Raw genomic sequence first — 13,550 nt, 5'->3', positions numbered from 1 at the left:
GCCCAGGAGCCTACGCGACGCGCTTGGCCTGCGCCGCGGAGTGCAGCAGTTCCTCCACCGCCGGCAGTTCCGCCGGCTTGGTGAGGTGGCGGTCGAAGCCGGCCTCGCGCGTGCGCTGCCGGTCGTCCTGCGTGCCCCAGCCCGTGAGGGCCACCAGCAGGGTTTCCTGCATCCCGGGCAGCAGCCGCAGGCGGCGCGCCACGTCGTAGCCGCTCATGTCCGGCAGGCCGATGTCGAGGAACACGATGTCCAGCGAATGTTCGCGGGCGATCTGCAGGGCCTCGGCGCCGGTGTGCGCGATGTGGGCGGCATGGCCTTCGATGTCCAGCAGCACGCCGAGGCTCTCGGCCGCGTCGGCGTTGTCGTCCACCACCATCACCTGCAGCTGGCCCGGCTTGCCCGCCGCGTTGGCCGCGTTGCGCTCCGCCCCGGCGGCCTCGCTGGCCGCCAGCGGCAGCCGCACGGTGAAGGTGCTGCCCTGGCCGGGACCGGGGCTCGCGGCCGACACGCTGCCGCCGTGCAGCGCGACCAGGCTCTGCACCAGCGACAGCCCGATGCCGAGCCCGCCCTGTGGCTTGGCGGCGCTGCTGGGCACCTGCGCGAACATCTCGAACACCCGGGACAGGGCCTCGGCGCCGATGCCGACACCGGTGTCGGTCACCGACAGGACCGCCTCGTTGCCTTCCACCCCGACCTTCAGCGTGATGCGCCCGGCCTCGGGCGTGTACTTGGCCGCGTTGTTCAGGAGGTTGCTGACCACCTGCGCGATGCGCGTCGGGTCGGCGTCCATGGGCAAAGGCTGCGAGGGTAGTTCCACGTGCAGCTTGTGGTGGCCCGCCTCGATCAGGGACGCGCTGGTCTCGACCGCGGTGGCCACGACGTCCTTCAGCTCGATGCGCTGGCGGCGCAGTTCGACCTTGCCGGTGCTGATGCGCGCCACATCCAGCAGGTCGTCGACGAGATGAACCATGTGCTGGATCTGCCTTTCCATCATCTGCCGGGTCTTGTCCAGCAGCTCGGGTTTGCTCGCGCCCATGCGCATCAGGTGCAGCCCGTTCGACAGCGGTGCCAGCGGGTTGCGCAGTTCGTGTGCCAGGGTGGCGAGGAATTCGGTCTTGCGGCGGTTGGCCTGGGCCAGTTCGTCGTTGAGGCGGCGCATGTCCTGCTCGGCGAGCAGGCGCTGCGTGATGTCGGAGAACAGCACGGCGACGAGGTCGCTGCCGGGTCCTCCCAGGCGGGTGGCGTAGATGTCGAACCAGCGGTTCATCGTCCGCGCCTCCTCGACGAAGCGCGTGGCTTCTCCGGTCTGCGCCACCCGTTCGTAGATCTGGAACCACTGCCCCTCGGGGCCGGGGACGAGTTCGCGGATCGTCCGGCCCACGGCGCCGCGCAGTCCGGTGTGCATCGTGAAGGCCTCGTTGGCCTCCTCGAAGCGGTAGTCGCGCACCTTGCCGGCCTTGTCGCGGACCAGGCGCAGCACGCAGAAGCCCTCGTCGATCGACTCGAAGAGGGCACGGTAGCGCTCCTCCTTCGCTTCCAGCCGCTGCTCGAAGTCGCGCCGCTCGCGCTGGCGCAGTTCTTCCTTGCTGCGATAGAGCTCGACGAAGACGCCGACCTTGGCCTTCAGCACCTCGGCGCGCAGCGGCTTGGCCAGGAAATCCACGGCGCCCAGCGCATACGCCGAGAGCATGGCCTCGTCGGGATCGTCGCCCGCGGTGACGAACAGGATGGGCGTGAAGCGCGAGCGCGGACGCGCGCGGATCTCGCGCGCCACCTCGAAGCCGTCCATGCCGGGCATGCGCACGTCCAGCAGCACCGCGGCGAAATCCTGCCGCGCAAGGGCCTCGAGCGCCTCCGGTCCGGAAACCGCGCGCACGAGGTTCACGCCCAGCGTCTCGAGCACCGCTTCCAGTGCGAGCAGGTTGGCGGGCTGGTCGTCGACGAGGAGGACGTGGGCGGAGATGGTGTTGTGTGGCACGGTTGCGGGCCCCGGGCGAGCGCCAGGGCAGCGCCGAGTCTAAGCCGGCTGGCAACTCTGCGGGGGCGGGCCGGCCCATGTGGCGGCGTTGTCTGGCACGCGTGCCGGAAAACGCCTTGCCCGGGTGCAGGCGGTGGTCCTACGGCAGAGCCAGGGACACGGCCAGATGATGAGTCTCCGACCATGAGACTGCGCGCGCGCAACGAGATCCGCATCCACTGCGAACAGGACTGCCCCGTGGCCGCCATGCTGCGCGCGCGCAGCGGCACCCGGCAATGGGTGGTGGCGGAGCGCTACGACATCGCGCCCTGGGTCCCGGCCAGCGAATACGTCGACGCCTTCGGCAACCTGTGCCAGCGCTTTACGCTGCCGCGCGGCGACAGCACCATCTGCGTGGAAGCCGAGGTGGAAGTGGCCGACCAGATCGACGTGGACCGGCGCGCGGCGCAGGTGCCGCCCGCGCAACTGCCCGACGAGACCCTGGTCTACCTGCTGCAAAGCCGCTACTGCCCGAGCGACAAGATGGAGGAACGCGCACGCGCCATCGTCAGCGGCAGCGCGCCGGGCTATCCGCAGGCCGAGCGGATCTGCCAGTGGATCCGGGAGAACCTCAGCTACCGCCACGGCGTGAGCGAGGAAAGCACCTGCGCGCTGGACACGCTGGAGCAGGGCGCCGGCGTGTGCCGCGACTTTGCGCACGTCGGCGTGGCCCTGAGCCGCAGCCTCCTGCTGCCCGCGCGCGTGGTGGTCGGCTACCTGCACGGGCTGGAGCCGATGGACATGCACGCCTGGTACGAGGTGTTCCTCGGCGGCCGCTGGTACGCCTTCGACGCCACCCAGGACGAGCCGCGCGGCGGCCGCATCGTGGTGGCGAACGGACGCGACATCGCCGACGTGGCCTTCCTTTCCAACTACGGGCCGCTGGAGATCGTCGCGATGGACGTCCGCGTGACGGAGGCGTGAGAAAGAAAGAGGGCCGGCAGCGCCGGCCCGGATTGCGGGGCGGGGGCCGTGTTACTTCTTGGTCTCCGCGACCTTCTTGTCGTCGCGGTCCTTCGCCGGCGTGATTTCCACCTTCGGCACCGTCAGCGTTTCCTTTTCGGTGTAGACGCCGACCTTCGGCACGTTCACGTCCTTCTGCTCGGTGGTCACGTCCACCTTGGGCGCGGTGACGTCGTACTTCGGCAGCGTGACGTCGCCTTCCTTGGTCTTGGAGACCTCGTACTTCGGCACGGACACATTGCCTTCCTGGGTCTTCTGCACGTCGCAGCCCACCAGGGCGATGGAGGCGGCGGACACCAGGCCGGCGATCACGAGAGCGGTTTGACGCATGGCTAGACTCCCTTTCAGACTGTTGCTGTCCGCGAAGTATGGGAACCCGGGCCAAGCGCGGCTGTAAGACCCGGACGGCATCCCGCGTCCGACGCGGGGCCCCTGCCGGGCTAGCGATGCCCTACGCCGTCGCGCCGGGTCCCTGCCGCGCCAGCAGGCCGCTGAGGCAGGCATGCACCTGGGCCGGATCGGCCGGCTTGACCAGGTGGGCGGCGAAGCCCGCCTCGTTGGAGCGGTGGCGATCCTGGTCACGGCCGTAGCCGCTGAGGGCGACGACCGGCAGCCGCCCGGACAGCGCCCGGCCGACGTCGATCCCGCTGCCGTCCGGCAGGCCGAGGTCCGTGAGGACGGCGTCGAAGCCGCCCGCGTGCGCCACCCGCAGGGCCTCGGCGCAGGTGCCCACGTGCTCCACCACGTAGCCGTATTCCTCCAGGCACAGCGCGAGCACCGTGGCCGCGTCCTGGTTGTCCTCCACCAGCAGCACCCTCTTGCGCTCGGACTGCGCTGCCTCGGGCGCGGCGACGGCGCCGGTGGCCTGGCCGGCCTCGGCGGCGGGCAGGGCGATGCTGAACGTGGAGCCGCTGCCGGGGCCGTCGCTGCTGGCACGGATCCGGCCGCCGTGCTGCACCATCAGGCCCTGTGCGATCGCGAGGCCCAGGCCCAGGCCGCCATAGCTCCTGGCCACTTCGGCGTCGGCCTGCTCGAACGGGCTGAAGATGCGCGCCAGCGCGTCGCTGGAGATCCCGATGCCGGAATCCGTGCAGGCGAGGTGGAACTCGCCGTCGCGGCTTTCGGTGCGCACCCGCACCCGGCCGCCGCGCGGCGTGAACTTCAGCGCGTTGCGCACGATGTTCCACAGCACCTGCTGCATGCGCGCCTGGTCCGCGTCCACCCAGTGATCGCGCGCCGCTAGCACCAGCTCCAGGTCGATCTGCTTGTCGCGCAGCGTGTCGGCGACCATGCCGACGACGGCGTGCACCAGCTGGTGCAAGTCGACGCGCTCCTTGTGCAGGCTCACCTTGCCGGCGTTGATCGCGGTGAGGTCCAGCAGGTCGTCGATCAGCCGCGCCTCCAGCGCCACGTTGCGGCGGATCATGGGCAGCAGGTCGCGGTGCCGGTCGTCCAGCCGCGCGGCCTTCTCCAGCACGTGCACGGCGGTCGTGATCGGCGCCAGCGGCGTGCGCAGTTCGTGCGACAGCACGGCGAGGAAGCGGTCCTTGGCCTGGTTGGCGCGGTCCGCTTCCTCCTTCGCGGCCCGCAGCGCCTCGGCGGCGAGGTGGCGCTCGGTGCCGTCGTGCACCAGCTTGCAGAAGCCGGCGGGCCGGCCTTCCTCGTCCTCCAGCGCGGTCAGCACGCCCTCGGCCCACAGCCGCCGCCCCTCGCGAGTGACCAGCCAGCGGTTGTCGCTGGCGCGCCCCTGCGCGCGGGCGATCCGCATCTCGGCGCGCAGGGCTTCCGGCGGGGCGTCTTCCGGCGCGAACAGCAGCGCGGCCGACTGCCCGAGCGCTTCCTGCGCGTCGTAGCCGAAGAGCACGCAGGCCCCGCGGTTCCAGAACCGGATGCGGCCGTCCTCGTCCAGCAGGATCACCGCGTAGTCGCGCAGGGCGTCGAGCACGCGCGCGAAGGTGACGTCCGCCTTGCGCAGCTGGCGTTCGGCGTGGCTGCGGGCGCGGCGCTCCTCCACTTCGCGCAGGGCGCGTTCCAGCACCGGGGCGAGCCGCGCCAGCCGGCTCTTGCTCACGTAGTCGGTGGCGCCCTTCTTCAGCAGCTCCACCGCGTTGTCCTCGCCGATGACGCCGGACACGAAGACGAAAGGGACCTCCGGGGCGAGCTCGTTGCGGCGCGCGAGCAGGTCGGCGCCGGTGAAGCCGGGCAGCTCGTAATCGGACAGGATGGCATCCCATTCCCCCGAGCGCAGGGCGTCGACGCAGGCGGCTTCCTCCCGCAGCACCTCCAGCCGCACCCCGGGCCAGCTGCGTTCCAGCTGCACGCGCACCAGCTCCGCATCGAGGCGCGAGTCCTCCACGAGCAGGATCCGCAGGCCCTCGCGCCGGGCTCCGGCGGCTTCACTCATGCCGTCTCCGCGAGCTGCGCAGCGAGCCCGGCGGCGGTTCGTTCAGCACGGCCCAGAAGATGCCGAGGTCGGCGATCGCCTCGACGAACTGCTTGAACTCCACCGGCTTGACCACGTAGGCGTTGACGCCCAGCTGGTAGCTGCGCAGCACGTCCGACTCCTCGTGCGAGGACGTCAGCATCACCACCGGGATGCTGCGCAGCGACTCGGTCTGCCGCACCGTCTGCAGCACCTCCAGCCCATTGACCTTGGGCAGCTTCAGGTCCAGCAGCACCACGGCCGGATTGCCTTCGGCGCGCCCCGCGTAGCTCGCGGTGCGCTGCAGGTACTCGAGCGCCGCTTCGCCGTCGCGCACGATGATCACCTCGTTGGCGAGCTGGCTGCGCTCGAGGGCGACCAGGGTGAGTTCCAGGTCGCGGGGGTCGTCTTCGACCAGCAGGATGGGCTTGAGCATCAGGCGGACTCCGCGTTGTTGCTTTCGGGATGGGGCGCCTCGGGTGCCGGGGGCGGCAGCACGAAACCGAAGGTGGCGCCCTGTTCGGGTTCGCCGCGCGCCCAGACGCTGCCGCCGTGGCGCTCGACGATGCGCTTGACGTTGGCCAGCCCGATGCCGGTGCCGTCGAAGTCCTCGCTGCGGTGCAGCCGCTGGAAGACGCCGAACAGCTTGCCGACGTATTTCATCGGGAAGCCCACGCCGTTGTCGCTGATCTCCAGGCCGCTGCCCTCGGGCAGGGCAAGCGGCGCGATGCGGATGCGGGCCGGCTCGCGGCCGCGCGTGTACTTGACGGCATTGGCCAGCAGGTTGCGCGCGGCCACCTGCAGCAGCAGCGGGTCGGCCCACAGGCGCGGCAGCGGCCGGGCGATGTCCCACTCGATCGCGCGGCAGCCTTCCTGCTGGCGCAGCTCCGCCACCAGGTCTTCCACGAGGGGCGTGCTGTCGACCCAGGTCGGCTTCAGGGCCGAGCGCCCGAGGCGCGAGAAGTCCAGCAGCGCGTCGACCAGCTTGCCGGCGTAGGCGGCTGCGTCCTTCACGTGGCGCAGGTAGCGCGTGGAGCGCTCGTCCAGGCGGTGCGCGTTGTCCTCCAGCACGAGGTCGACGTAGCCGGCGATGTGGCGCATGGGCGCGCGCAGGTCGTGCGACACGGTGTAGCTGAAGGCCTCCAGCTCCTTGTTCACGCGCCCCAGTTCGACGGCATGGCCGGCCAGTTCCTCGGCGCGCCGCAGCACCAGCGAGAGCAGCGCCTGCCGCAGTTCGGACACGGCCGATTGCTGCGCCGGCAGCCAGGGCGCCGAGCGGCCCCGCACGCGCTCCTGCCAGCTCTGGAAACTCTGGCGGGGGTGGATGCGGCCCTGCCCCGGCAGCAGCTTCTGGCGCGGGTCGCCGGCCCAGCGGATGGTCTGCACCAGCTCGGGCCGGAACCACAGCACGACGTGGCGGTGGACCTGCGAGATCGAGATGGCGAGCACGCCCGCGCACCCGGGCAGCATCGCCTCGGCGGGCGGGTGGACCTCCGACAGCCGGTCGGTGCAGAAGGTCTCGCCCCCGCGCGCGGCGATCCAGTGCGCCAGCTCGCGCACCATGTCGGGGGGTGGCGTCTCGCCGATGGTCCACACCGAATCGTTCAGGACCACCGCCGCGCCGCTCGCGTCGGCCAGGCGGTGCAGCGACAGCTCCGGGTCCGCGAGGCGCTGCAGCGTGCCGTCGCTCTCGGCCATCAGCGCCACCAGCGTCAGCACGCGCTGGTGCAGCGCGAGCCGCTGCGCCCCTTCGGCGTTGTCTTCCTGCGCCTGGATCTGCAGCGACACGAGCCGGCCCAGGTGCTCGCAGGCGACCCGTGTCTGGAAGGAGAGGTGGCGCGGCGCGTGGTCGTGGCAGGAGATCAGTCCCCACAGCCGCCCGCGCGACACCAGCGAGACCGACATCGAGGCGAGCGTGCCCATGTTGCGCATGTACTCGAGGTGCACGGGCGACACGCTGCGCAGGCCGGCGAAGCCCAGGTCCAGGCCGGACGGGTCCGGCGCGCCCTGCGCCGCGAGCAGGGGTACCGGCTCGTAGTTCGCGTCCGGGATCAGGCGGATGTGGTTGACCAGGTACAGCGCGCGCGCCTGCGCCGGGATGTCGCTCGCCGGGAAGCGGTGGCCCGCATAGGCGTCGTAGCCGGGATCGAGGCGTTCGGCCAACACCTGGCCGTGGCCGTCGGGGTCGAAGCGGTACACGAGGCAGCGGCCGAAGCCGGTGAGGCGCTTCATCTCGCGCACGACCACCTGGCACAGCGCATCGACGGAATCGGCGCGCTGCACCAGCGGCAGCAGGTCGCGCGCCACGTGGTACATCGGCGCCAGCAGGCCCGTGCCCGGCAAGGCCGGCTCGTATTCGACGATCACGCGCCCGTCCTGCCGGTGCGCTGCGACGTCGTGCCCGCGGTCCGCCAGCTGCAGCGTGCCGATCCACGCCGGCCCGTTGCCGGACTGCAGCGCGCCGCTGTCGACCGGCAGTTGCGCCAGTGCGTCCCTCGCCTCCTGCTCGGAAGCCCAGTTCGCGCTGTAGGCGAGCAGGCGGCCGTCGTCCGCCGCCAGCACCGACACGCGGCCGTGCGGCTGCACGGCGCCCGGCGTGCGGATCGGCTCGTCCGCGCACTGCGCGAGGTCAGGCAGGGGAAGGGCGCTCATGCAGGGCCAGTTCGAGGTGGTGGGCCAGCGCGTCGAAGGTGGCGCAGGCGCCCGCGCAGGCCTGGGTCAGGCGGGCCGGATCGGCGAGCTGTTCGTCCAGCAGCCGGCGGGCTTCGTGCCACATGCTGCCGGTGGCGGGGCCCCAGCCGTGGAAGTAGGCGCCGCCGCGCCCGGGCGTCAGGCCCGCCTGCGCGAGGCTGCGGGTGATGACCTGTCCGCCGAGGGCCGAGCCTTCCATGACGTAGATCGATCCCCAGGCCGCGGCCGCGCTCCCGAGTTCCGGCATCGGCCCCAGGGGGCCGCGGACCGAGAGCCCCAGCGCGCGCAGGTCCTGCTCCAGGAAGGGGCGGCGCGAACGGCCGCGCAGCCAGGCGTGCCACGGGGCGGGCAGCGCGGCGGCGACGTGGCCTTCCCAGGCGCCGAGAAAACCCTCCATGCCCTGCAGCACGCGGCCGTAGCGGCGGCCGTCGGCCAGCCGGCGCAGGTCGATCAGTCGGTCCAGCCGCTGGTGATGGGTGCGTGTGGCCGCCCGCAGGGCGGGCAGCGGAGCGACGGTGGGCGGGGCGACGGGACGGACAGCAGGGACGGACAACTTCGGGCTACGCAGGCGTGACGGGCTGCGGTCATCGTGTCATCGTCGCCCGCGCCGGTGTGTAGGACAAGATCCAAGGTCGCGCAGAGCCGTGTGCATCGCATGTGCATCGGACATGCGTTGCTCGTAGCATGCCAACACCCTGCGCTCGGGCGCATCAATCGGCCCGGCGCGGGTTCGGCGCCTTGGCAGGCCAGGGGATTCTGCGCATGATTCGCCACCACGAAAGGACTCATCGATGGCAGAGACGCACACGTACACGCGAAGCAGTGGCAGTTCGAAGCTGGCTGGCGCCATGGCCGCGGCCCTGGCGATCCTGGCGAGCTCCCAGGCGCAGGCCCAGAGTGCCGTGCTGGTGGAAGCCGGCAACGAGCGCCTGCGGGACGACCTGCAGTGGCTCGCGGACCGCGGCGTCATCCAGCTGTCCACGTGGTCGTGGCCCTTGCCGCTGGCGGCGATCGACGCGGCGCTGGCCGCGCGGCGCTCCGTCCTCACGGCCGCGGACCGGGACGCCCTGGCCGATGTCGAAATCGAACTGGCACGCCAGCGTGTGGCGCTCGGCGGCGGGGTGGCGTTGCGGGGCAACACGGCTTCGCATCCGGCCATGGGCTTCGAAGCGCCGGTGCGCGCCGACGCCGAGGCGAGCGCGTGGATCGAGGGCACCCGCGGCCCGGTCGCGGGCAGGCTGCAGGTGCGCGGGCTGTACCAGCCGCTGACGTCGCGGCAGTCCAACTTCAACCTGGAGGGGAGCTACATCGCCGGCAACGTGGGAGGCCAGGTGCTGTGGGCGGGCCAGCTCGCGCACTGGTGGGGGCCCGGGCAGGACGGCAGCCTGATCTGGTCCAACGCGGCGCTCGCCATTCCGGGAATCGGCCTGAAACGGGGCCAGGAACGTCCCTTCGAAACGCGCTGGCTGTCCTGGCTGGGGCCCTGGAGCTACGAGCTGTTCCTGGGGCAGATGCTGCACAACCAGTTCGCGTCGGGCACCAAGGTGTTTTCCATGCGCTTCCAGGTGGAACCGCTGCCCCGCTTCCAGCTGGGCTTTTCGCGCCTGATCCAGTGGGGCGGCTCGGTGGGCGGCGATGGACTGGACGCGCTCGGCGATGCCATCCTGGGGCGCTCGAACGATCCGAACGGGGCGGTCAACAACGAGATCGCCGGATTCGACCTGCGCTACACCTGGCTGCCGGGAGGCAACCCGCTGACGCTGTACGGCCAGTTCATCGGCGAGGACGAGGCCAACCGGGCACCCACCGAATACCTCAGCCTGGTGGGCCTGCAGTTCAAGCACACGTGGGCCGGCGCCCGGCTGCAGTGGTACCTGGAATCCGCCGACACCATGGCCAACCGCTTTTTCGGTCTGAAGGACGGCACGCCGGGAATCGCGTACCGGCATTCCCAGTTCCTCGACGGCATGTACCACGAGGGCCTGCCCATCGCGCACTTCATGGGCGGCGACGGCCGCGCCAATTCCATCGGCGTCAGCGTCGCGCCGGTGCAGAACCCCTACCGGGTTCGCTACGGCGCCCGCTACCTGCGGGCCGAGGTGAATCCCGGCAACCAGACGGTCAACCTGGCCTTCCCCGCAGCGGACACCGTCAAGCTCGCTGAACTCTCCGCGAGCTGGTACACGCGGATCCTCTCGGTCCGGGCAGCGAAGGTGCACCTGGGATTGAGCTTCCTGGACAGCCGCAACACGGGACGCGACACCGGCGTGAAGTTCGGTGTCGAGGTGCCCTTGTAGACCTCAACCCGGGCTGACCGCCCAGACGCGCGGCGAGCGCAGGCTCCGCGAGCCTTCCGCGGAGCTGCGGCCCGCGCAGGCGCTGGCGGACAGCGCGAAGGTGGAGGGCTCGAAAGCGTAGAGCAGGGCGCGCCGCGGCGCTTCGCCCTCGAAGCTGTCGCCCGGCTGCAGGATCACGTCGCGCGGGTCGTGGTCGAGCGTGAGCCACAGGCAGCCGGCCGTGCACAGGATGCGCACGCCGGCGGCATCGGTGATCTCGAACAGCTGCCGCGCGGGCAGCGTGACGGTGGGGACGGTTTCCATCGCGGGCTCCTTCGCATGCGACATGCGAATCAATATACTGGCCGCCTCACCTCTCCAAAAACGGTGGATTTGCATGGATCGCATGCAGCCAGGGAATGCGAAGCGGGACCCGCTCCCGCGCTCGCGGCAGTTGCGGCTGGACCTGCTGCACACCTTCGAGGCGGCGGCGCGGCATCTCAGCTTCACCCGCGCGGGCGAGGAACTCGCGCTGTCGCAGTCGGCGGTGAGCCGGCAGGTGCAGCAGCTGGAGGACAGCGTGGGCGCCGCGCTGTTCGAGCGCGGCCATCGCGCGCTCGCCCTCACCGAGGCGGGCCGCATCCTGCAGCGCGCGGTGGAGGACAGCCTCGAGCGCCTGCGCGATGCGGCCGCGCGGGTGCGCAGCACGGCGGGCCGCCAGCAGCTCACCGTGACCTGCACGCCGGGCTTCGCGTCCTTCTGGCTGATCCCGCGGCTGGCGCGCTTCACCGCGGCCCATCGCGACGTGGACGTGCGCATCTCCGCGACCCTGGAGCTGGTCGACCTCGAGCGCGGCAACGTCGATGTCGCGGTCCGCTTCGTGCCGGGCGCGCAGGGCCGAGGCCCGCTGCTGTTCGAGGAGGAGGTGCAGCCGATGTGCGCCCCCGGCCTGCTGCGCGACCCGGGCCGGCCCCTGAAGGCGCCCGCCGACCTGGAGCAGCACACGCTGCTCACCGTGGAGATGCACGACGCGCCGCTCACGGCCGAATGGGAGCCCTGGCTGGAGCTGATGGGACTGTCGGCGGTGCACATGGCGCACACCCTGCGGTTCACGCGCTACGGCGAGGCCGTGGCCGCTGCAGTGGCGGGGCAGGGCGTCGTGATCGGGCGGCTGCCGCTGCTGGCGGACCTCGTGCGCGAGAAGAAGCTCGTCGCCCCCTTCCGCAGCCCCGCCGCCTCGCGCCGTGCCTACTTCGTGACCCTCGCGCCGCATGCGGCGCAGCACCCGAGCGCGCAGGCTTTCGCCGAGTGGCTGGTGCGCGAGGCGCGCGAGGCCGGGGTCGCGCCGCCTAGTGCGGCCCCGAGGCCGGCGCCGCGCCCGGCCCCGCGGCCAGCGGCTCGCTGAGCGCGCGCGACCAGCCCTGGCCGGGCACGAAGCGCGCCGTCTGGACCTCGCGCGCATCGAAGCCGCTCGCCCAGCGCGCGCTGACCTCGCCGGCCGCATCCATCGACAGCTGCACCGCATCCTCGTGGCCCGCGGCAGGCGGACGTGGCAGCGCGCCGGGGAGCACGTCCGGCGGGCTCCAGCCCGTCGCCGCCTCGTAGCGGCTGAAACGCAGGCTCTGGATGGAACCCACGGTGTGGCGCCACACGGCCATCGCGACGCCCTGGCCATTGCTCGCGAGCTGCGGCTCGCTGGCTTCGCCGTAAATCTGCTCCAGCGGGGTGGCTGGCCCCCAGCCCGCCGGCGGCGTGTACGTCGCCGCGACCACGTGGCCGTCCTGCGTCCAGACCGCCAGGGCCGTGTCGACGCCGGACCGTGCCAGCCGCGGCTGCGTGCCGGGGGGCACCGCCGGCATCGGGATGCCCGCGTCGGCCTCTGCCGGCGTCGCGGCGCGGCTCGCAGCCGGCGCGGGTCCGCCCAGCACCGCCGTGGGGTTCGTCGCCCGGTCGCGGCAGCCCGCCAGGGCGAGCATCGCCAGCACCAGCACTAGGGCAGGCCTGCGCATGCATTTCATCGCGCACTCCTGGCGGAGGATCACACGCTCTTGCGCCGGCTGGCCGGCTTCGCGCTCGTTCGCGCGACGGTGGCGGTCTTGCGCGCGGCCGCCTTGCGCAACGGCACCGCCTCGTCGTTGGCCGCCTCTTCGCGCGCAGCGGCTTTCTTGCGCGCGGCCGGCGCCGGCGCGGGCGCCGCGGTCCCGCCCTTCAGGCTACGCCGCAGCAGTTCGGTCAGGTCGATCACCTCGGCGCTGGCCGGCACGTCCTCGCCCGGCAGCGGCGTCACGGCCTGCAGGCCGCCCTCGCGCTGCTTGCGTTCGACCAGCTCCATCAGCTTCTCGCGGAACTCGTCGTGGAACAGGTCGGGCTGCCAATCCCCGGCCATCGCGTCGACCAGCTGCTCCGCCATCTTCAGTTCGGCGGCGCTGGCGGCGACCTCCTCGCCCGGCCAGGCGAGCCCCGCGCCATCGCGCACCTCGTCGGCCCAGCGCAGCAGGTTGAGCACCAGGCCGCGGCCCTGAGGAATCAATGCCGCGAGATGCTGCTTGGTCGAGATCACCACCCGCGCGATCCCGACCTTGCCGGTGCGCTCCAGCGTCTCGCGCAGCAGCGCGAAGGGCTTCTGCCCGCCCTTGCCCCCGGGGCTCACGTAATACGGCTTCTGGAAGAACACGGCGGGGATCCGGTCGCGCTCCACGAAGGCTTCGATCGCGATCGTCTGCGTGGATCTCGGCAGCGCGGCCTTGATCTCGTCGGGGGTGAGCACCACGAACTGGTCCTTCTCCACCTCGAAGCCCTTGACGATCTCCTCGCGCGGCATGGCCTCGCCGGTGGCCTTGTCCACCTGCTGGTTGCCCACGCGGGTCATGCTGGACTTGTTCAGCAGGTTGAACTTCATGCGGTTTTCCGCCGTGGCCGAATGCAGCGTGACGGGGATGTGCACGAGGCCGAAGCTGATGGCGCCCTTCCAGAGGGTGCGGGAACTGGTCGGTGCGGGCATGCGGATTCCTTGGTGATCCCTGGAATCCTCGGCCAGCGGCGCCCGTCGCGGCTGTAGGACGCCGCAGGCAGGGAATGCAGGGCGCATTGCTGCCCGGCTGTTGCAATGAAACGTCAATTCGCATCGCGGATGCGTCAAGGGAACGGAAACCCCTATAGCCCATAGGACCTTCCGGTTGAC

12 protein-coding genes are annotated in these 13,550 nt (G+C 71.5%); 3 read left to right on the top strand and 9 right to left on the bottom strand.

Going from position 1 to position 13,550, the window contains the following annotated elements:
- Nucleotides 1-10: 10 nt before the first annotated feature.
- Nucleotides 11-1,978 (bottom strand): hybrid sensor histidine kinase/response regulator, encoded by a 1,968-nt coding sequence (locus JJ685_RS00765; protein WP_201672267.1) that lies wholly within the window; start codon nt 1,976-1,978, stop codon nt 11-13.
- 183 nt (nt 1,979-2,161) lie between these two features.
- Between JJ685_RS00765 and JJ685_RS00760 the strand changes: the two genes are divergently transcribed.
- Nucleotides 2,162-2,941 (top strand): transglutaminase domain-containing protein, encoded by a 780-nt coding sequence (locus JJ685_RS00760; RefSeq protein ID WP_201672266.1) that lies wholly within the window; start codon nt 2,162-2,164, stop codon nt 2,939-2,941.
- Nucleotides 2,942-2,992: 51 nt separating this feature from the next.
- Here JJ685_RS00760 and JJ685_RS00755 read toward each other — a convergent pair whose 3' ends face one another.
- The 5 genes from JJ685_RS00755 to JJ685_RS00735 all read right to left on the bottom strand — a co-directional run bounded on the left by JJ685_RS00755 (nt 2,993) and on the right by JJ685_RS00735 (nt 8,646).
- On the bottom strand, nt 2,993-3,310 hold the full coding sequence (locus tag JJ685_RS00755) for a hypothetical protein (protein ID WP_201672265.1): 318 nt from the start codon (nt 3,308-3,310) through the stop codon (nt 2,993-2,995).
- Nucleotides 3,311-3,431: 121 nt separating this feature from the next.
- On the bottom strand, nt 3,432-5,384 hold the full coding sequence (locus tag JJ685_RS00750) for a hybrid sensor histidine kinase/response regulator (protein WP_201672264.1): 1,953 nt from the start codon (nt 5,382-5,384) through the stop codon (nt 3,432-3,434).
- On the bottom strand, nt 5,377-5,838 hold the full coding sequence (locus tag JJ685_RS00745; RefSeq protein ID WP_201672263.1) for a response regulator: 462 nt from the start codon (nt 5,836-5,838) through the stop codon (nt 5,377-5,379). Before JJ685_RS00745 ends, JJ685_RS00750 begins: the two co-directional genes overlap by 8 nt.
- Nucleotides 5,838-8,054, bottom strand: a complete 2,217-nt coding sequence (locus JJ685_RS00740; RefSeq protein WP_201672262.1) for an ATP-binding protein — start codon at nt 8,052-8,054, stop codon at nt 5,838-5,840. The genes JJ685_RS00745 and JJ685_RS00740 overlap by 1 nt, the downstream gene beginning before the upstream one ends.
- Nucleotides 8,032-8,646 (bottom strand): biliverdin-producing heme oxygenase, encoded by a 615-nt coding sequence (locus JJ685_RS00735; protein WP_201672261.1) that lies wholly within the window; start codon nt 8,644-8,646, stop codon nt 8,032-8,034. The genes JJ685_RS00740 and JJ685_RS00735 overlap by 23 nt, the downstream gene beginning before the upstream one ends.
- Nucleotides 8,647-8,884: 238 nt before the next feature.
- On the opposite strand from JJ685_RS00735, the gene JJ685_RS00730 reads away from it, so the two are divergent.
- Nucleotides 8,885-10,390, top strand: a complete 1,506-nt coding sequence (locus JJ685_RS00730; RefSeq protein WP_201672260.1) for a capsule assembly Wzi family protein — start codon at nt 8,885-8,887, stop codon at nt 10,388-10,390.
- A gap of 3 nt (nt 10,391-10,393) precedes the next feature.
- On the opposite strand, the gene JJ685_RS00725 is transcribed toward JJ685_RS00730, so the two are convergent.
- Nucleotides 10,394-10,693, bottom strand: a complete 300-nt coding sequence (locus JJ685_RS00725; RefSeq protein ID WP_201672259.1) for a DUF2917 domain-containing protein — start codon at nt 10,691-10,693, stop codon at nt 10,394-10,396.
- A 73-nt stretch (nt 10,694-10,766) separates the two neighbouring features.
- Between JJ685_RS00725 and JJ685_RS00720 the strand changes: the two genes are divergently transcribed.
- Entirely contained in the window at nt 10,767-11,774 is a 1,008-nt protein-coding gene (locus JJ685_RS00720; protein WP_236598643.1) for a LysR substrate-binding domain-containing protein, read from the top strand.
- Here the strand turns inward: JJ685_RS00720 and JJ685_RS00715 are convergent.
- A complete protein-coding gene (locus JJ685_RS00715; RefSeq protein ID WP_201672258.1) occupies nt 11,719-12,387 on the bottom strand; it encodes a hypothetical protein in 669 nt (222 codons plus the stop codon). The genes JJ685_RS00720 and JJ685_RS00715 overlap by 56 nt on opposite strands.
- Nucleotides 12,388-12,407: 20 nt before the next feature.
- Complete coding sequence (gene ku / locus JJ685_RS00710) at nt 12,408-13,370, bottom strand: non-homologous end joining protein Ku (RefSeq protein WP_201672257.1); 963 nt, start codon at nt 13,368-13,370, stop codon at nt 12,408-12,410.
- Between the last annotated feature and the right edge of the window lie 180 nt (nt 13,371-13,550).

This window comes from Ramlibacter monticola (assembly GCF_016722785.1).
GTDB classification, from domain to species: domain Bacteria; phylum Pseudomonadota; class Gammaproteobacteria; order Burkholderiales; family Burkholderiaceae_C; genus Ramlibacter; species Ramlibacter monticola.
Note: the sequence above shows the minus strand (reverse complement) of the source record. Positions and strands in the feature narration are given on the sequence as shown.